Annotated in this window: 15 protein-coding genes and 1 pseudogene; 11 read left to right on the top strand and 5 right to left on the bottom strand. The window is 59.9% G+C overall.

All coding sequences use genetic code 11. The annotated features are described in order from the left end of the window. Positions 1 to 41: 41 nt before the first annotated feature. The 10 genes from HKK52_RS23520 (at position 42) to HKK52_RS23475 (ending at position 10935) form a co-directional block, all read left to right on the top strand. Complete coding sequence (locus tag HKK52_RS23520) at positions 42 to 503, top strand: Lrp/AsnC family transcriptional regulator (RefSeq protein ID WP_007980298.1); 462 nt, start codon at positions 42 to 44, stop codon at positions 501 to 503. A gap of 158 nt (positions 504 to 661) precedes the next feature. Next, the gene (locus tag HKK52_RS23515; RefSeq protein WP_169372797.1) at positions 662 to 2344 is read left to right on the top strand and encodes a flavin monoamine oxidase family protein; all 1683 of its coding nucleotides are present in this window, start codon (positions 662 to 664) and stop codon (positions 2342 to 2344) included. Between the two features lie 12 nt (positions 2345 to 2356). Next, positions 2357 to 3151, top strand: coding sequence for a carbon-nitrogen hydrolase family protein (locus HKK52_RS23510; protein WP_169372796.1), 795 nt, complete (start codon positions 2357 to 2359; stop codon positions 3149 to 3151). A 48-nt stretch (positions 3152 to 3199) separates the two neighbouring features. Then, positions 3200 to 5623 carry a pyrroloquinoline quinone biosynthesis protein PqqF gene (gene pqqF, locus HKK52_RS23505; protein ID WP_169372795.1) on the top strand — a complete coding sequence of 808 codons (2424 nt, stop codon included), beginning with the start codon at positions 3200 to 3202 and terminating at the stop codon, positions 5621 to 5623. A gap of 157 nt (positions 5624 to 5780) precedes the next feature. Then, complete coding sequence (pqqA, locus tag HKK52_RS23500) at positions 5781 to 5855, top strand: pyrroloquinoline quinone precursor peptide PqqA (RefSeq protein WP_009045898.1); 75 nt, start codon at positions 5781 to 5783, stop codon at positions 5853 to 5855. 72 nt (positions 5856 to 5927) lie between these two features. Beyond that, the gene (pqqB, locus tag HKK52_RS23495) at positions 5928 to 6839 is read left to right on the top strand and encodes a pyrroloquinoline quinone biosynthesis protein PqqB (RefSeq protein WP_169372794.1); all 912 of its coding nucleotides are present in this window, start codon (positions 5928 to 5930) and stop codon (positions 6837 to 6839) included. Positions 6840 to 6968: 129 nt separating this feature from the next. Continuing rightward, a complete protein-coding gene (gene pqqC / locus HKK52_RS23490) occupies positions 6969 to 7721 on the top strand; it encodes a pyrroloquinoline-quinone synthase PqqC (RefSeq protein WP_123410558.1) in 753 nt (250 codons plus the stop codon). Continuing rightward, positions 7718 to 7993 carry a pyrroloquinoline quinone biosynthesis peptide chaperone PqqD gene (gene pqqD, locus HKK52_RS23485; protein WP_169372793.1) on the top strand — a complete coding sequence of 92 codons (276 nt, stop codon included), beginning with the start codon at positions 7718 to 7720 and terminating at the stop codon, positions 7991 to 7993. Before pqqC ends, pqqD begins: the two co-directional genes overlap by 4 nt. Positions 7994 to 7997: 4 nt before the next feature. Continuing rightward, positions 7998 to 9143 (top strand): pyrroloquinoline quinone biosynthesis protein PqqE, encoded by a 1146-nt coding sequence (gene pqqE, locus HKK52_RS23480; protein ID WP_169374286.1) that lies wholly within the window; start codon positions 7998 to 8000, stop codon positions 9141 to 9143. Continuing rightward, on the top strand, positions 9106 to 10935 hold the full coding sequence (locus HKK52_RS23475; protein ID WP_169372792.1) for a S9 family peptidase: 1830 nt from the start codon (positions 9106 to 9108) through the stop codon (positions 10933 to 10935). Before pqqE ends, HKK52_RS23475 begins: the two co-directional genes overlap by 38 nt. 140 nt (positions 10936 to 11075) lie before the next feature. Here HKK52_RS23475 and HKK52_RS23470 read toward each other — a convergent pair whose 3' ends face one another. Together HKK52_RS23470 and HKK52_RS23465 are read right to left on the bottom strand one after the other, a co-directional pair. Then, complete coding sequence (locus tag HKK52_RS23470; RefSeq protein ID WP_007904205.1) at positions 11076 to 11234, bottom strand: YqaE/Pmp3 family membrane protein; 159 nt, start codon at positions 11232 to 11234, stop codon at positions 11076 to 11078. Positions 11235 to 11431: 197 nt separating this feature from the next. Further along, positions 11432 to 12715, bottom strand: a complete 1284-nt coding sequence (locus HKK52_RS23465) for an aspartate aminotransferase family protein (RefSeq protein ID WP_169372791.1) — start codon at positions 12713 to 12715, stop codon at positions 11432 to 11434. Between the two features lie 169 nt (positions 12716 to 12884). On the opposite strand from HKK52_RS23465, the gene HKK52_RS23460 reads away from it, so the two are divergent. Next, positions 12885 to 13805: a LysR family transcriptional regulator gene (locus HKK52_RS23460; RefSeq protein ID WP_169372790.1), complete on the top strand. Its 921-nt coding sequence runs from the start codon at positions 12885 to 12887 to the stop codon at positions 13803 to 13805. A gap of 227 nt (positions 13806 to 14032) precedes the next feature. Here the strand turns inward: HKK52_RS23460 and HKK52_RS23455 are convergent, their stop codons facing one another. The 3 genes and pseudogenes from HKK52_RS23455 to HKK52_RS23445 all read right to left on the bottom strand — a co-directional run bounded on the left by HKK52_RS23455 (position 14033) and on the right by HKK52_RS23445 (position 19236). After that, positions 14033 to 15811: an acyl-CoA dehydrogenase C-terminal domain-containing protein gene (locus HKK52_RS23455; protein ID WP_169372789.1), complete on the bottom strand. Its 1779-nt coding sequence runs from the start codon at positions 15809 to 15811 to the stop codon at positions 14033 to 14035. A gap of 251 nt (positions 15812 to 16062) precedes the next feature. Further along, positions 16063 to 17859 (bottom strand): annotated as a pseudogene (locus tag HKK52_RS23450) (acyl-CoA dehydrogenase C-terminal domain-containing protein). A 90-nt stretch (positions 17860 to 17949) separates the two neighbouring features. Continuing rightward, entirely contained in the window at positions 17950 to 19236 is a 1287-nt protein-coding gene (locus HKK52_RS23445; RefSeq protein WP_169372788.1) for a GGDEF domain-containing protein, read from the bottom strand. Positions 19237 to 19355 lie beyond the last annotated feature (119 nt).

Here is a 19355-nt window from a genome sequence, read left to right as displayed (position 1 = left end):
TAACATGCCAACCCATCGATTTGTGTTGTTGGAGACGACCTTTGCCTGACACCCGCCCGCCCGTGCTTGACGAAATCGACCGCCAGTTGATCGCGGCCTTGCAAATCAATGCCCGTGAAAGCGTGGCCATGCTGGCCAGGCAATTGGGCATCGCACGCACCACGGTGACTTCACGGCTGGCACGGCTGGAAAAGGCCAAGGTCATCACCGGTTACGGCGTGCGCCTGGGTCAGCGCGTGGTGGATGGCGGGTTGCAGGCGTACGTCGGGATCACCGTGCAGCCGCGCTCCGGCAAGGAAGTGTTGCGCCGCCTTAGTGCGATGGCTCAGGTGCAGCAGCTATGCGCGGTGAGTGGTGAATTTGATTATGTGGCGTGGTTACGCACGGACTCGCCGGAGCAACTGGATCAGTTGCTGGATCAGATTGGCAGTGTGGATGGGGTGGAGAAGACGACCACGTCGATCATCTTGAGTAGCAAGATTGACCGGGGGCAGCCGGTTTAGCCGACGGAATGCAGTGAGAGATCGTCATATTGATCAGTTATCTGGCAAAACGACGACACATTGCGTCTTATTAACGTGTTCTACGCTCTCTAGAATGGCTGCCATCTTTTCCTATACTCAGACGCGCATCCCGCGTCGGGTCGCCAGCAAGGTCAGCCATGAACAAGAATAATCGCCATCCTGCAGACGGTAAAAAACCAGTCACCATTTTTGGTCCGGATTTTCCTTTCGCCTTCGACGACTGGATCGAGCACCCGGCCGGCCTCGGCAGTATTCCCGAGCATAACCACGGCGCAGAAGTGGCCATCGTCGGTGGCGGCATCGCAGGTCTGGTCGCCGCTTACGAACTGATGAAACTGGGCCTCAAACCCGTCGTCTATGAAGCCTCGAAGATGGGCGGTCGTCTGCGCTCCCAGGCGTTCAATGGCGCCGAAGGCATCGTTGCCGAGCTCGGCGGCATGCGTTTCCCGGTGTCGTCCACCGCGTTTTATCACTATGTCGACAAACTCGGCCTGGAAACCAAACCGTTCCCGAACCCGCTGACGCCCGCGTCGGGCAGCACGGTGATCGACCTGGAAGGCCAGACCCATTACGCACAGAAGCTGTCGGATCTTCCTGCACTGTTCCAGGAAGTGGCTGACGCCTGGGCCGATGCGCTGGAAGACGGCTCGCGCTTCAAAGAGATCCAGCAAGCGATCCGCGACCGCGACGTACCACGCCTTAAAGAGCTGTGGAACACCCTCGTTCCGCTGTGGGACGACCGCACGTTCTACGATTTTGTCGCCACCTCCAAAGCCTTCGCCAAGCTGTCGTTCCATCACCGCGAAGTGTTTGGCCAGGTCGGTTTCGGCACCGGCGGCTGGGACTCGGACTTCCCCAACTCGATGCTGGAAATCTTCCGCGTCGTGATGACCAACTGCGACGATCACCAGCACCTGGTGGTCGGCGGTGTCGAACAAGTGCCGCTGGGCATCTGGCGCCATGTGCCGGAACGTTGCGTGCATTGGCCAGAAGGCACCAGCCTCAGTTCGTTGCACCGGGGCGCCCCGCGTTCCGGGGTGAAGAAAATCGCCCACGCACCGAATGGCCGTTTCACGGTCACCGACAACTATGGCGACAGCCGCGAATACGCCGCCGTATTGACCACCTGCCAGAGCTGGCTGCTGACCACCCAGATCGAATGCGACGAAACCCTGTTCTCGCAAAAGATGTGGATGGCCCTCGACCGCACCCGCTACATGCAATCCTCGAAGACCTTTGTGATGGTCGACCGGCCTTTCTGGAAAGACAAGGATCCCGAAACCGGCCGCGACCTGATGAGCATGACCCTCACCGATCGCCTGACCCGCGGCACTTACCTGTTCGACAACGGCGACGACAAGCCCGGCGTGATTTGCCTGTCGTACTCGTGGATGAGCGATGCGCTGAAAATGCTCCCGCACCCGGTGGAAAAGCGCGTGAAGCTGGCGCTGGATGCGTTGAAGAAGATTTACCCGAAAGTCGACATCGCCGCGCGGATCATTGGCGACCCGATCACGGTGTCCTGGGAATCCGACCCGCATTTCCTCGGCGCCTTCAAAGGCGCCCTGCCAGGCCACTATCGCTACAACCAACGCATGTACGCGCACTTCATGCAGGACGATATGCCAGCCGAGCAGCGCGGGATTTTCATTGCCGGCGACGATGTTTCCTGGACGCCGGCCTGGGTTGAAGGCGCGGTGCAGACCTCGCTCAACGCGGTGTGGGGCATCATGAAACATTTCGGCGGTGAAACTCACGCCGAGAACCCGGGTCCAGGAGATGTGTTCAACGAGATCGGTCCGATCGCCCTGCCCGAGTAAGAGGAATCCGAAATGCGCGTAGCCCTTTACCAATGTCCGCCGCTGCCCCTGGACATCGCCGGCAATCTGCAACGCCTGCATCAATTGGCGCTGGAGGCCAAAGGCGCCGACTTGCTGGTGCTGCCGGAGATGTTCCTGACCGGCTACAACATCGGCGTCGATGCGGTCAGCGTCCTTGCCGAGGTGCACAACGGTGAATCGGCGCAGCAGATTGCGCGCATCGCGAAGACGGCCGGGATTGCCATACTTTATGGCTACCCCGAGCGCACCGAAGACGGCCAGATCTACAACTCCGTGCAGTTGATCGACGCCCAGGGCGAGCGCCTGTGCAACTACCGCAAGACGCACCTGTTCGGCGACCTCGATCACTCGATGTTCAGCGCCGGCGGGGATGATTTCCCCCTGGTTGAGCTCAATGGCTGGAAACTCGGCTTCCTGATTTGCTACGACATGGAGTTCCCGGAGAACGCCCGACGCCTGGCCCTGGCCGGTGCCGAGCTGATCCTGGTGCCGACGGCGAACATGATTCCCTTCGACTTTGTCGCCGATGTCACCGTCCGCGCCCGGGCTTTCGAAAACCAGTGCTATGTGGCTTACGCCAACTATTGTGGCCATGAAGGCGACATCCAATACTGCGGCCAAAGCAGCATCGCCGCGCCGGATGGCAGCCGTATCGCCCAGGCCGGGCTGGATGAAGCGCTGATTGTCGGTGAGCTGGATCGGCAGTTGATGGTCGATTCCCGCGCGGCCAATCGCTACCTGCTTGATCGCCGTCCCGAGCTTTACGGCGAGCTGAACAAGCGCTGAGACACAGTTATCCGCTAGCATTAGCGCTTCTCTGTTCTGGAAGTGCTCATGCCTGCGTTGAATCATCCCCGCCCACATACTGAAACCCTGGCCAACGGCCTGCGGGTGACGCTGCGTCATGCCCCGGATTTGAAGCGCAGTGCTGCGGCGTTGCGGGTGGCGGCCGGCAGTCATGACGTGCCTTTGGCCTGGCCCGGACTGGCGCACTTTCTTGAGCATTTGCTGTTTCTGGGGACCGAGCGCTTTCCTACTGGCCAAGGGCTGATGGCCTACGTCCAGGGTCATGGCGGCCAGGTGAATGCGCGCACCCGTGAGCGCACGACGGACTTCTTTTTCGAATTGCCGCCTCAGGCATTTGCCGGTGGGCTGGAGCGTCTGTCAGACATGCTCGCTCACCCGCGTATGAATCTGGACGATCAGTTGCGGGAACGGGAAGTGTTGCAGGCGGAATGTGTTGCGTGGTCCCAGGATGCTACCGCGCAACAGCAACTGGCCTTGTTCGATGGGCTATCGGAATCCCATCCGTTGCGGGCGTTTCATGCAGGCAATCGGGATAGTTTGCAGGTGCCGCAGCCTGAGTTTCAGCTCGCGTTAACAGATTTTTATCAGCGGTTTTATCAGACTGGGCAGATGACATTGAGTCTGGCCGGACCACAGAGTCTTGATGAGTTGAGAGCGATGGCCGAGGTGTTCGGTGCAGTCATCGCCCAAGGTGGAAAAGCCCTGCAACACACGCCTGTTTCTCTGATGGATTCTTCCGACAAAAGTTATCAACAGGCTAGCGATCGTCGGCTGGACCTGCTGTTCACCTTCGAAGCGCTTCCCGACTCATCACCTGAGGCCTTAGCGTTCCTGTGCCATTGGCTGAACGCCGCGAAATCCGGCGGCCTGCTGGCCAAACTGCAAGACAGCGGCATGGCCGACAGCCTGAAAGCCTCGCCGCTGTATCAGTTCGCCGGGCAAGCCGTGCTTCACATCGAATTCAAACTGCCCGCCAACGCAACACCGACGGGAATCCGTGAACAACTGATGGATTGGCTGGGATTCTTCGCCGCCCAACAAGACTGGCGCGGCCTGCGCGACGAGTACGCGGCCCTGCTGCTGCGTCAACAGCAAGTCAGCAGCGCCCTGCAACTGGCGCAACGGGACAGCGAACAGCTTGAAACCGGGCTATCCGAGCAGGGTGTTAGCGCCCTCAAGGACGTCATGAAACAAATCGGCGCTGTGGATAACTTCACCGGCCAATGGCAACTGCCGGCGCCTAATCCGTTTTTGCGCTTAGAGACACCCATCGCCAATGCCGGGCTGATCCGTGGCCAGACCAGCGCCCATCGAGGCCTGCGCACCTTTGCCCAGGATCGTTCCCGAGGACGTCGTGAGCGTTCACCGATGCAGTTCAGTCAGGCGCTGCCGGGGAATACCGACGAGGGCGCCATTTACCTGCGCTGGCGGCTGGATTCGGCGCCGGATGGCCGCCTCCAATCGCACCTGGAAACCAGCCTTGAGCCATTGTGTGAGGACGCCCGTCAGGCTGGTGTCGATATGTCCTTCAGCGCAACGGGCAATGAATGGCTGATGAAAATGACCGGTCTGCAGGAGCCGATGCCAACAGTCCTCGAACATGCGCTGACCGCTCTGACAAACGCTGATGCCGATTTCCCACAAGCGGAGCCGGCAAGTCCTGCGCTGATACCCATTCGGCAGCTACTCAAAGCGCTGCCGGAGCATGGCGTCCAACACACTGTCAGTTCCGGCGATCTGCAAAAACTCTGGTCAAGCGCACGCTGGGATGGTCTGGCCGTGGGCCTGTCCGCCCAGACCCAAGCGGCCATGGGCGTTGCCTTGAGCCGTATCCCCGGCACTGCGGACAGTCAGTTGACGCCGCCATGCTTGATCAACGCGCAGCATTTGTGGAATCACCACGACACAGGCTCCAGCGATCACGCATTGCTACTGTTCTGTCCGACAGCCACACAGGACATATCTGACGAAGCCTGCTGGCGTCTGCTCGCCCACCTGAGCCAAACGCCGTTCTACCAACGCTTGCGGGTCGAGCTTCAACTGGGTTACGCCGTATTCAGCGGCATACGCCAGATAAACGGCCAGACCGGATTATTGTTTGGTGTGCAATCACCCCATGTCGCTGCCGCTGAATTGCTGAAACACATCGAACACTTCTTGAGCGGACTGAGCGACGGCATCGATGACGCGACTTACCTCGCGCAGCGCCAAGCCCTCGCCGACCAATTCGACAGCGCCACCCTGCCCAACGCCCAGGCCGCCGAACTCCTGTGGCAGGCCAGGCTCGCCGGCCACTCGTCGGATTACCTGACGCAACTTCCTGAAGCAATTTTAAAGATCGACCGCCAAGCACTGATCACCGCCGCCCAACGCCTGAATAACGCCGAAGGCGGCTGGCGCTGCCTGGCCAACGCGGCTTGCCCTGGTGCGCCCTGGCAAGCGGCAAAATGATCATTACCGACGCTGCAATTAGCTTTCTCAAAGTTTCACGGGCAACGGCTCGGTAATTTTGAGTAACATAGCCACCTAACTATCTGAACATCTCCGGCTGGAGGTGGACTATATGTATAGGTCTCAACTGTCCCATCCACCTGAAAGGAGCACTCCCATGTCCTGGTCCAAACCTGCTTACACCGACCTGCGTATCGGCTTTGAAGTCACCATGTACTTCGCAAGCCGCTGAGTTTGTATCGTTGTGCAACGCCTCGGTCTGCCGAGGCGTTTTTATTTTCAGCGTTGAAATGATGGAGCAGCCATGTTTGTCCAGATTCTAGGTTCCGCCGCCGGCGGTGGTTTCCCGCAGTGGAATTGCAACTGCGTGAACTGCGCAGGCTTTCGCGACGGCAGCCTGAACGCCAAGGCGCGGACTCAGTCGTCCATCGCGATTTCCGATGACGGCGTGAACTGGGTGCTGTGCAACGCCTCGCCGGACATCCGCGCCCAACTCCAGGGTTTCGCCCCAATGCAACCCGGCCGCGCCCTGCGCGATACCGGGATCAGCGCGATCATCCTGATGGACAGCCAGATCGACCACACCACCGGCCTGCTCAGCCTGCGTGAAGGCTGCCCGCATCAAGTCTGGTGCACCGACATGGTCCACGAAGACCTGAGCACCGGGTTTCCGCTGTTCACCATGCTGACCCACTGGAACGGCGGGCTGAACTGGAACCGTATCGAACTCGACCAGAGTTTCACTGTGCCGGCCTGCCCGAACCTGCGTTTCACCCCGCTGCCCCTGCGTAGCGCCGCCCCGCCCTACTCGCCGCACCGCTTCGACCCGCACCCGGGCGACAACATCGGCCTGATCGTCGAAGACCTCAGCACCGGCGGCAAACTGTTTTACGCGCCGGGCCTGGGCAAGGTCGACGCGCCGCTGCTGGAAATCATGGCCGGCAGCGATTGCCTGTTGGTGGACGGTACGATGTGGGACGACGATGAAATGCAGCGCCGTGGCGTCGGCACTCGCACCGGTCGGGAAATGGGTCATTTGGCGCAGAACGGCCCCGGCGGCATGCTGGAAGTGCTGGAACAACTGCCCAAGCAGCGCAAAGTGCTTATCCACATCAACAACACCAACCCGATCCTGGATGAGGATTCGCCGGAACGGGCGGAGCTGGTTCGTCGTGAGGTTGAAGTGGCGTATGACGGCATGAGTATTGTGTTGTAGCGAAGGGCGATATCGCGAGCAAGCTTTGCTCCTACGGGTTAGCGCTGTCCCCTTGTAGGAGCAAGGCTTGCCCGCGATGAGGCCAGACCCGACACCAAAGAATCCACCGGTCCTACCCGGAGAACCAAAATGACTGACACCGCAATGTCCCCTACTGAGTTCGAAGCCGCCCTGCGCGCCAAGGGCGCCTACTACCACATCTACCACCCGTATCATGTGGCGATGTATGAAGGTCGGGCGACCCGCGAGCAGATCCAGGGTTGGGTCGCCAACCGATTCTACTATCAGGTGAACATTCCCCTGAAAGACGCTGCGATCCTCGCCAACTGCCCGGATCGCGAGATCCGTCGCGAGTGGATTCAGCGCCTGCTCGACCATGATGGCGCCCCCGGCGAAGACGGTGGCATTGAAGCCTGGTTGCGCCTGGGCCAAGCGGTCGGCCTCGACCCGGATCAGTTGCGCTCCCAGGAACTGGTGCTGCCCGGCGTGCGTTTCGCCGTGGACGCCTACGTCAACTTCGCCCGCCGCGCCAGTTGGCAGGAAGCCGCCAGCAGCTCATTGACCGAATTGTTCGCACCACAAATCCATCAATCGCGCCTCGACAGTTGGCCCCAGCATTACCCGTGGATCGACCCGGCCGGCTACGAGTATTTCCGCACGCGCCTGGGCCAGGCCCGTCGCGATGTCGAGCATGGTCTCGCAATCACTTTGCAGCACTACACGACGCGGGAAGGCCAGGAGCGCATGCTGGAAATTCTCCAGTTCAAACTGGACATTCTTTGGAGCATGCTCGATGCCATGACCATGGCCTACGAGCTCAATCGCCCGCCGTATCACAGTGTGACCGAACAACGGGTCTGGCATAAAGGAATCACCTTATGAGTTTCGATCGCAGCAAGACCCCGACCTGGCGCACGGGCTACCGTTTCCAGTACGAACCGGCGCAGAAAGGCCACGTGCTGCTGTACCCGGAAGGCATGATCAAACTTAATGAAAGCGCCGCGCTGATCGGTGGTTTGATCGACGGCGAGCGTGATGTGGCGGCAATCATCGCCAAACTGGACGCGCAGTTCCCCGGCGTACCGGAGCTCGGTGAAGACATCGAGCAATTCATGGAGGTCGCCCGTGCTCAGCACTGGATCGAACTTGCCTGATTCTGTGTCAGACAAGTTACCGCCCAAACCCGAAATCGGCCTGCCCTTGTGGTTGCTGGCCGAACTGACCTATCGCTGCCCGCTGCAATGCCCGTACTGCTCCAATCCGCTGGATTTCGCCGAGCAAGGCAAAGAACTCAGCACCGAACAGTGGATCAAGGTGTTTCGCGAAGCGCGGGAGATGGGTGCGGCGCAGTTGGGTTTCTCCGGCGGTGAACCGCTGGTGCGCCAGGACCTCGCCGAGCTGATCGCCGAGGCGCGCAAGCTGGGGTTCTACACCAACCTGATCACCTCCGGCATCGGCCTCACCGAACAGAAAATCAGCGACTTCAAGAAGGCCGGCCTGGACCATATCCAGATCAGTTTCCAGGCCAGTGACGAACAGGTGAACAACCTGCTGGCCGGCTCGAAAAAGGCTTTCGCGCAGAAGCTGGAAATGGCCCGTGCGGTGAAGGCCCATGGCTATCCGATGGTGCTGAACTTCGTGACCCATCGGCACAACATCGACAAGATCGACCGCATCATCGAGCTGTGCATCGCCCTTGAAGCGGACTTCGTCGAACTCGCCACTTGCCAGTTCTACGGTTGGGCGCAGCTCAATCGTGTCGGCCTGTTGCCGACCAAGGAACAGCTGGTGCGCGCCGAACGCGTCACCAATGAATACCGCGCCAAACTGGAAGCCGAAGGGCATCCATGCAAGCTGATTTTCGTTACCCCGGACTACTACGAAGAACGCCCGAAAGCCTGCATGAACGGCTGGGGCAGCATCTTTCTGACAGTCACGCCGGACGGAACCGCCCTGCCCTGTCACGGCGCCCGACAGATGCCGGTGCAATTTCCCAACGTGCGCGATCACAGCATGCAACACATCTGGTACGACTCGTTCGGCTTCAACCGCTTTCGCGGTTACGACTGGATGCCTGAGCCATGCCGTTCGTGTGATGAGAAAGAAAAAGACTTCGGCGGCTGTCGCTGCCAGGCCTTCATGCTCACCGGTGACGCCAGCAATGCCGACCCGGTGTGCAGCAAATCGGAACATCACGGCGTGATTCTCAAGGCCCGCGAAGAAGCCGAACACGCGACCCAGACCATCGAACAACTGGCCTTTCGCAATGAACGAAACTCACGCCTCATCGCTAAAAGCAGCTGAACCCTTCAGCGCCATCAAGGCTGTCGCGGCCGGCATCGACTTTGCCGAGTTGCAGGTCGGCCGTCATGGCTTGTTCTGGAACGAGTACCGTCCAGAGGATGCCGCGTGCCGGATCTGGCATTGGCACGATGGCGAGGCCCGATGCCTGACGCCGCCAGGGTTCAGTGCACGCAGTCGCGTGTACGAATATGGCGGTGGGGCGTTTTGTCTGACGGATGACGGGATTGTTTTCGTTAACGAGGCGGACCAGCAGCTCTATCGGCAATCGCTGAAGGGAGAGACTCCTGAGGTGCTGACGTCGAGTGGTTGCCGTTATGGCGATCTGCAGTTTGCCAACGGCCAGGTGTTGGCGGTTGAAGAAAACCATGATCAGCATCGGTTGGTGGCCATCGACCTGGCGGACGGTGTGCGTCATTTGTTGGCCGAGGGCGCGGACTTTTACGCCGCGCCGACGCTGAGCCCGGATGCTCGACGCCTGGCCTGGATTGAGTGGAGTCGGCCGGACCAGCCATGGACCGCGACTCGTTTGATGGTTGCCGAACGCCAGAATGAAGGTGGCTTTGCTCAGCCGCGTTGTGTGGCCGGCGATGGTGCTGAAGAGTCGTTGCAACAACCTCGGTTTGATGACAGCGGGCGCCTGTATTGCCTGACCGACCGCGACGGCTACTGGCAGCCGTGGGTGGAATCCGCAGAGGGATTGAACCCGCTGGCTAGCGCTAATGCCGATCATGGACCGGCACCGTGGCAGCTCGGCGGCAGCACGTGGTTGCCGCTGGGCGAAAACAGTTATCTGGCGAGCTGGACCGAAGGCGGGTTTGGCCGACTGGGCCTTTGCGGCGAAGCGCCTGAAGATTTCATCGGGGACTACAGCCGTTTCCGAAGTCTCGCACTGGATGCACAGTTTATTTACTGCATCGCCGCCTCGCCGGTCAGCTCCTCGGCGGTGATCGCCATCAACCGCCACACCCGACAAGTCAAAGTCCTCGCTGGCGGCATTGCGCCCTTGCCCGCCGAGCAGATCAGCCGCCCACAAACCCTGCGCTACCCAAGCGGTTCGGGCGAGGCCCACGGCTTTTTCTATCCGGCGATGACCGGCGCCGCGAAGCCGCCGCTGGTGGTGTTCATCCACGGCGGCCCGACCTCGGCCTGCTACCCGATGCTCGACCCGCGCATCCAGTATTGGGCGCAACGGGGTTTCGCCGTGGCCGACCTGAACTACCGGGGCAGCAGCGGCTATGGCCGGGCTTATCGTCAGGCGCTGCACTTGAGTTGGGGCGATGTGGATGTGGAGGATGCCTGTGCCGTGGTCGCCTATCTCGCCGAACGCGGGCTGATCGATGGCGACAAGGCTTTCATTCGCGGCGGCAGTGCTGGCGGCTATACCACCCTTTGCGCGCTGGCCTTTCACAAGGTCTTTCGCGCCGGGGCCAGCCTGTATGGCGTGAGCGATCCGGTTGCACTGGCCAGGGCGACTCACAAATTTGAAGGCGACTACCTGGATTGGTTGATTGGCGATCCGCTGCAGGACGCCGAACTTTACGCCGCCCGCACGCCACTGCTGCACGCGAGCAATATCTCGGTGCCTGTGATCTTCTTTCAAGGTGAACTGGACGCCGTGGTGGTGCCGCAGCAAACCCGCGACATGGTCACGGCGCTGGAGGACAACGGCATTCTGGTTGAGGCCCACTATTACGCGGATGAGCGTCATGGGTTTCGCAAGGCGGGGAACCAGGCGCATGCGCTGGAGCAGGAGTGGTTGTTTTATCGGCGGGTGATGGATTTAGCAGATTGAAACCGCGGCGCGCCCTTCGCGGGCAAGTCGGAACGCCGCCCGCTCGCTCCTACAGGTTTGTGTCGTTCAACAATCCCGTAGGAGCGAGCGGGCGGCGTTCCGACTTGCCCGCGAAGGCAATCTATCTGACGCCGAAAATGTCAGCGCTTGGCGATGATATAAACCGCATGCACGATCCCCGGAATGTAACCGCACAACGTCAGCAGAATATTCAGCCAGAACGCCCCGGCGAAACCGACTTGCAGAAACACACCCAGGGGCGGCAACAGAATGGCAATGATGATTCGAATAAAGTCCATGGGTCAGCTCCTGATTTGAAGTTTGGCTTGTGTAAGCCACACAGCTAATCGACCTGTGCCGTTCGTCAGGGTTCAGTACGGTTTTTCAGACCAACATTTCGCCGAGACAAAAAAACGCCCCACACCAAAAGAAGCAGGTATGGGGCGATGCGTTATTACCGCGAGACGGTTCGGAAATTCGTGTAGGACGGCTCTGATCAGACGGCAATCCCTTTGCGGCACTGCAGTTGCGCGGTGCGTACTCGGGAGAACGCGCGGGCCAGGCGCAGGAGCATTTCGTCGATGTTGGCTTTGCTGACGGTGAGGGCTGGTGTGAAGCGCAGGCAATCGGGTTGCGGGGCGTTGAGGAGCAAGCCTTCGCAGAGTGCGGCTTTGACTACCGCGTCTGCTGAATCGTCGGACAGGGTCAGTCCCCAGAGCAGCCCGTGGCCACGCAATTCGCCGTGGCCGTAGCGATGGGACAGCCGCCTCAGACCTTCTCCAAGGTATCGACCGGTCTGCTGCACATGATCGAGAAATCTTTTGTCGTGCACGCTATCGAGCACGGCCAGACCGGCAGCGGTCATCAGCGCATTGCCGTGATGGGTGCCGGTCATTTCACCGAGGTCGAAACAGCACGCCTTGCCCCGGGCCAGCAACGCCGCCAACGGCACGCCGCCACCCAGACCTTTGCCGAGCACAACGATATCGGCTCGCACGCCGTAGGACTGTTCCGCGAGCAAGGTGCCGCAGCGGCCGATCCCGGTCTGCACTTCGTCGAGGATCAGCAGGATGCCCAATTCGCGACACAAGCGTTCGATGCCCTTGAGGTAATGCTCGTCGGCCGCGATTACCCCGGCTTCACTCTGGATCGGTTCGAGCATGATCGCCACGGTCCGGGCATCCACGGCCGCGTGCAACGCTGGAAGGTCATTGAAAGGAACGTGGCTGAAACCCGGCAACTGAGGCTCGAATCGGTTGGTCAGATTCGAACTGTCCGACGCTGAAATCGTCCCGAGACTACGGCCATGACAACCCTTATTAGCGACGATGATTCGCGAAGCGCCCCCACGATGCAGTTGACCCCACTTGCGAGCCAACTTGATCGCTGCGTCGCAGGCTTCGCTGCCACTGTTGAGCAGGTACGCCTGATCGCTGCCGGTACTGGTGCAGAGGCGTTCGGCGAGGTTGAGCATGCCGCGGTTATGCAGGCCGAAGCCGGGGTTGATCAGCGATCGGGCCTGATCGGAAATCGCGTTAACCAGCACTGATGGACTGTGCCCCAAGCTGTTGGCGCCGCCGCCCTGGGTGAAATCCAGATAGGCGCGGTCATCGCTGTCCCACAACCACGAGCCCTGGCCGCGGACAAAAATCTGTTGTGGCCGCTCGACACTGGGCATCAGGCACTCGCTGGACAGGTTGTCACTGCAAGACGGCAATGAGGTGTCCATGACCAGGTCATCCAGACTGGGTGGGCTGCGCCGCAAACTAAACAGATTCATGGAAAAAAACCTCGTTTGAGGTTTTTTGTCTTTCCTATGTAAACACCATCACTGCAAACGGTATTCATCGCGCTTTCTGGCCCTGTAAGCCTTATGAATGCGGTTAGACTAGGCTCAGGCACGGCGCTGAGCCATTTCGATTTCACAGCATTTTCGATAAGCATTACTTATGGATTTCAAGCAACTGCGTTATTTCGTCGCGGTCTATGAAGAAGGCCATGTGGGCCGGGCTGCGGAGCGACTGTCCATCTCCCAACCGGCACTGTCGCAACAGATCCGCCACCTTGAGCAGAACCTCGATGTGAGCCTGTTTGAACGCAGCAGCAAACGCTTGCTGCCGACCCTCGCGGCGCACACGCTGTATAACCACGCGCTACCCCTGCTCGATGGCCTGCAACGGGCGCGGGAAGCCCTGGGTAATTTCAAGGGACAGGCATTGCGCACCTTGGCCATCGGCGTGTTGCAAACCGTGCACAGCAGCCTGGTGCCGCAGATGCTCGAACGGGTGCGCAAGGCCCAGCCGCATCTGGTGGTGCAAATCTATGAGCTGACCGGCATGGAGATCGAGCGGCGCTTGCTCAATGGTTCCCTGGACATCGGCATCAGCTACCTGCCAACCCGTCAACCGGGACTGCACGGTGTGTTGTTGTACGAAGATGAACTGACGCTCGTCATCCCGGCGGATCATCCGTTGCGCGAATTCAAGAAAGTCTCCATGAGTCAGGCCGCGGAATTACCGATGCTGCTACTGGGCGAGGAGTTTCAACTGCGGCAGATCTGGCAGGCGCAATTGGCCAGCCTGGGGCGACGGCCGCAGGTGCAGGCGGAACTGAACAATATGGCGGGAATTCTCGACAGCCTGCCCCATACCCGGTTGGCCACGGTGTTGCCCGGGCGTTCGCAAAAGGCGCTGGGTAATCATGAACTGCTGTGGAAACCGCTGACCGAGCCGCGCGTGCCGCTGAAAGTCGGATTGGTGTGTCGAGATGTGCAACGGCAACAAGCCTCTATGGCCTTGTTGCAGACATTGCTGGAAGAAGTGCTGAATGCGCCCGATGAGCGCTTGAACAGCCCGGCGAAAATGACCTGAGCCCTTTTCTACAGGCAAAAGAAAACCCCGCCGAAGCGGGGCTTTGCAGACTGTTTCCCTGACATCCATTTCACTCCGCCATCCTGGCAGAATCCTACGTGTCCGTGTTGTTGCTTTGCGCTTCCTGCGCGACGTCCATGTGAAGTAGATTAGCTCTGGATCCAATCGGCGCATATGGGAAAACAGCAGCACGTCATGTAAGAGAATGCTTACATAACGTTACATCGTCAGAATTGCGAAGCATCCAGCAGGAACAGCGATTCGCTGCCGGCCTTCACCGACGCGCTCAACGAGTGAATCCGCGGCAGCAGGCGGGCGAAATAGAAGCGCGCGGTGCCGAGTTTGCTCGCGTAGAAATCGTCCTGCGCCTCTTTGCCGTAGGCCGCTTTGGCCATCAATGCCCACATGTAGGCATAGGCAACGTATCCAAATACTTGCAGATACTCGACCGACGCCGCGCCGATTTCATTCGGGTTATTTTTCGCCCGGTCCAGCAGCCACGAAGTCAGTTCATCAAGGGTGGTCACCGCGTCATTCAATGGCTTGGTGAACTCCGCCAGGTCAGCGCTGGCGGTCGCAGTGAAGTGACGAATTTCGTCGGCGAACAGGTTATAGAACGCCCCGCCACTGCCAACAATCTTGCGCCCTACAAGGTCCAGCGCCTGAATGCCGTTGGTGCCTTCGTAGATCTGGGTGATACGTACGTCACGAACCAGTTGTTCCTGGCCCCATTCGCGGATGTAACCGTGGCCGCCGAACACCTGCTGGCCGTGCACGGTGGTTTCCAGTCCCAGATCGGTCAGGAATGCCTTGGCCACTGGGGTCAGCAACGCAACCAGGTCTTCCGCACGTTTGCGGGTGGTCGCGTCTTCGCTGAACTTGGCGGTGTCCAGTTGCATCGCCACGTACGTCGAGAAGGCACGGCCGCCTTCGTTCGAGGCTTTCATGGTCAGCAACATGCGACGCACGTCCGGGTGGACGATGATCGGGTCAGCGACTTTGTCTTTGTTTTGCGCGCCGGTCGGGGAACGGCTTTGCAGGCGATCGCGGGCGTATTCGACAGCGTTCTGGTACGAGCGCTCGCCGGTGGCCAGGCCCTGGATACCCACGCCAAGACGCTCGTAGTTCATCATGGTGAACATCGCGGCCAGGCCTTTGTTCGGCTCGCCGACCAGATAACCCACGGCTTCATCGAAGTTCATCACGCAAGTCGCGGACGCCTGGATGCCCATCTTGTGCTCGATCGAACCGCAGTTCGCCGGGTTACGTGCGCCCAGGCTGCCATCGGCATTGACCATGAACTTCGGCACCAGGAACAGCGAGATGCCTTTCGGCCCGGCCGGTGCGTCCGGCAGTTTGGCCAGTACCAGGTGGATGATGTTTTCGGTGAGGTCGTGTTCGCCGCCGGTGATGAAGATCTTGGTGCCGCTGACTTTGTAGGAACCGTCGGCCTGAGGTTCGGCCTTGGTGCGGATGATCCCCAGGTCTGTACCAGCGTGCGGTTCGGTCAGGCACATGGAGCCAGCCCAGACGCCGGCATACATGTTCGGCAGGTACGCGGCTTTCAGCTCGTCGCTGGCGTGGGCGTTGATCGACAGGCAGGCACCGGCGGTCAGCATCGGGTACAGACCGAACGACAGGCTGGAGGAGTTGACCATTTCTTCGACCTGGGCCGAAACCGCTTTAGGCATGCCCATGCCGCCGTAGGCCGGATCACCACCGACACCGACCCAACCGCCTTCAGCGTAAGTCTGATAAGCCTGTGGGAAACCTGCCGGCGTGGTGACGGCACCGTCCGCCCAATGGCAACCTTCTTCGTCAGCCGCACGGCTCAGGGGCGCGATGCTTTTGCTGGTGACCTTGCCGGCTTCTTCGAGAATGGCTTCGACGGTTTCGGCATCGACGGTGTCCGCCAGCGCCGGCAGCTCGGCCCAGAGTTTGGCGACCTCGAAAACTTCATTGAGGACGAAGCGCATATCGCGCAGGGGCGCTTTGTAGTCAGCCATGGCAAACCTCGCAGGATCTAAACGGGTGATTCGTAGGAATTGTGCTTTCGTTGGGTTCGAGTGTAACCCAACAACTTTTACGACACATAGGGTCAGCTCATGACTGATTTGTAATGTTTAGTCATTGGCGTATATCCGGTAAAACGTATTCGCGGGCAAGCCTCGCTCCTACAGGTCCTCGCTGTGCGCAGACTTCGCGAACGACACAAAACTGTAGGAGCGAGGCTTGCCCGCGAAGCTTTTAAAACCGATTAAAGCGCAAACAACTCCGCCGGCAGCTTCATCAGGCAATCACTTCCCGCCTCGATCGCCGCCCGATGAGCGGCGGTACGCGGCAGCAAACGCTTGAAGTAGAACTCGCAGGTCGCCAGTTTGCCCTGGCAATAATCGGCATCGCCGCTGCCCGCATCGATCTGTGCCTGAGCCACCAACGCCATTCGCAACTACAAATACCCAAGGATGATGTACCCGCTGTACATCAAGTAATCCACCGACGCTGCGCCGACTTCATCCGGGTTTTTCATCGCGGCCATGCCGACTTTAGTGGTCACCTCGCCCCACTGCTGATTCAAGCCATTGAGCTGTGCCACGAAGCTGCCCAGTTGCGGATGCTCGGCATTCGCCGCGCAGAACTTATGGACGATTTTGGTGAACCCCCGCAACAGTTTGCCTTGGCTGCCAAGGACCTTGCGCCCCAGCAGATCCAGTGCCTGAATGCCGTTGGTGCCCTCGTAGATCGGCGCAATCCGGCAGTCGCGGACCAGCTGTTCCATGCCCCATTCGCGGATAAAACCGTGCCCGCCAAACACCTGCATACCGTGGTTGGTCACCTCCAGGCCGGTATCGGTCATGAAGGCTTTGCAGATTGGCGTCAGGAACGCCAACAGGTCCTCGGCATCCTGACGCGCCGTAGCATCTGAGCTCAGATGAGCAACATCCAGCAACTGCGCGGTGAAATAGGTCAGCGCCCGGTTGCCTTCGTTGAAGGCCTTCATCGTCAGCAACATCCGCCGCACATCGGGGTGCACGATGATCGGGTCGGCGGCTTTTTCCGGGGCTTTCGGGCCGGTCAGCGAGCGCATTTGCAGGCGGTCGTTGGCGTACTTGATCGCGCCCTGGAAGCTCGCTTCGCCCAGACACAAACCCTGCATGCCGGTGCCCAGGCGTGCGTGGTTCATCATGGTGAACATGCAGTTCAGGCCCTTGTTCGCTTCACCAATCAAATAGCCCTTGGCCTCGTCAAAATTGAGCACGCAGGTGGCCGAAGCCTTGATGCCCATCTTGTGCTCGATGGAGCCGCAGGAAACGCCATTGCGCTCGCCCGCTTCGCCGTTAGCATCGGGTAGTAATTTGGGCACGATAAACAGCGAAATGCCCTTGGTCCCGGCCGGCGCGTCCGGCAGCTTGGCCAATACCAAATGAATGATGTTGTCGCTCATGTCGTGTTCACCGGCGGAGATGAAGATCTTGCTGCCGGAGATCGCATAACTGCCGTCGGCCTGGGGCACCGCGCGGGTCTTGATGATGCCCAGGTCGGTGCCGCAATGGGCTTCGGTCAGGCACATGGTCCCGGTCCACTGGCCGGCGGTGAGTTTGCTCAGGTAGGTCTGTTTTTGCTCTTCGGTGCCATGGGCGTGGATCGCCGACATCGCGCCGTGGGTCAGGCCTGGGTACATGCCCCAGGAGGTATTGCTGGAGGCGACCATCTCACTGATGACCAGCCCCAGTGAAAGAGGCAAACCCTGGCCGCCATGAACCGGATCAGCCGCCAGGCCATGCCAGCCACCCTCGACGTATTGGGCGAAGGCTTGCTTGAAACCTGTAGGCGTTGTCACCACGCCGTTGTCGAAATGGCAGCCTTCTTCGTCGCCGCTGCGATTGAGCGGTGCGAGGACGTTCTCACAGAATTTCGCGCCTTCTTCGAGGATCGCGTTGACCATGTCCGGGCTGGCATCGGTGGCACCCAGCGCGGCGTAGTTGCCATGGAAGTCGAAGACGTGGTCGATCAGAAAGCGCATATCGCGCAGGGGAGCTTTGTACTCGGGCATGGTCGTTTCTCCGGCGGCAGATTCCTCAAACCTACTGCCGCGCACCACGCCTCACAATCACAGTCCAGACGCTGAATGCGCCGTCATCACTCAACCCGCAGCGGCATCCATGCGCACTGCGCCACGGCGGCTCTGACCGAACGCCACCACGCAGTTGCGCCCGGCGCCCTTGGCGCTGTAGAGCGCCTCATCCGCGGACTTGAGCACTTGTTCGGGGGTGCGCTGCTCCAAGCGTTCGGCGACGCCGATGCTGACCGTGACCGACACGCTGGAAGCGCCGGAGCCGGCTCGACGCTGGCGACCTTGCTGATCGTCCTGAGGCCGGTCCGGATTACGCAATTGAATGTTGTAGGAGGCAATCGACTCGCGGATGACTTCCAGGTGCGGCATGCACTCTTCCAGCGTCTTGCCCGCGAACACCAGGGCGAATTCCTCGCCACCGTAGCGATACGCCCTACCGCCGCCGCTGATTTTCGACAGTTTGCTGGCCACCAGGCGCAGCACCTGATCGCCGACATCATGGCCGTGGGTGTCGTTGAATTTCTTGAAGTGATCGACGTCGCTCATCGCCAGCACGTAATTGCGCCCCAGGCGCTGCATGCGTTCGTTCAAGGCGCGACGGCCCGGCAGGCCGGTGAGTTCGTCGCGGAAAGCCATTTGATAGGCTTCGTGGGCAACGGCCGCGGCAATCATCAGCATCACCTGGCTGCACATGATGTTCAGGGTGAACGGCAGGATGAAGGTTTTCGGCAACATCCAGAACAACCCCAGCAGCCCCACCAATTGCGCGGCGTGCAACGGCCTCGGATTGCGCCAGTATTGCCAGGCCAACAAGACAAAAGAGGCGATGAAGACCGGGTAGGACAACTGGATCAGGCTCATCCATGCTCCGTGCAAGGCCGGCCAGCGGATTTCCGACAGCCACATCAGCAGCGCCTGTGGGTAACTTTGCTCAATGCCCAGCGCCACGCTGCCGAACGCCAGCAACACGGCGAAGCGCGCCACCATATCCTGAAACAGGTGAGTACGTTCCTGCCACGCGGCGAACAGGCCGAACAGCAACGGCAGCAGCAGACAACAGAGATGGAACACCACCGCGGCGTCTTCGCGAACCTTGCCGTTGTCGCGGTAATAATCGGTCTGGGTATCGAGCAGGAAGTAGGCGATGTACACCGTGACCATCAGGAACAGTTCACGCTGGCGTCGGTAAACCGCGCAGTACGCACCGCCGAGCAACAGCACCAGGGTGGGCAGCACGTTGAACAGCGACGTGAAGAAGACGTTGAGATCCTTGATGTACGCAGCCGAAAGCCCAGCGAGCAAGAGCAGTAGTGAGGGCAAGAAATGACTGAAACGTACAGCGGAAGAACGCGGCAAGGGTAAAGCTCCGACCCGGCATAGCAATTGATGGCATTGTGCCTGCAATTCGCACGATTAAGCACACGAAATGTGATGCAGGTCACGTGAACGTCTCTTTAACGGCAGAAATGCCGAGT

The organism is Pseudomonas sp. ADAK2 (genome assembly GCF_012935755.1).
GTDB lineage: Bacteria > Pseudomonadota > Gammaproteobacteria > Pseudomonadales > Pseudomonadaceae > Aquipseudomonas.
The sequence above is the reverse complement of the archived record's forward strand: the minus strand, read 5'-3'. Positions and strand labels throughout refer to the sequence as shown.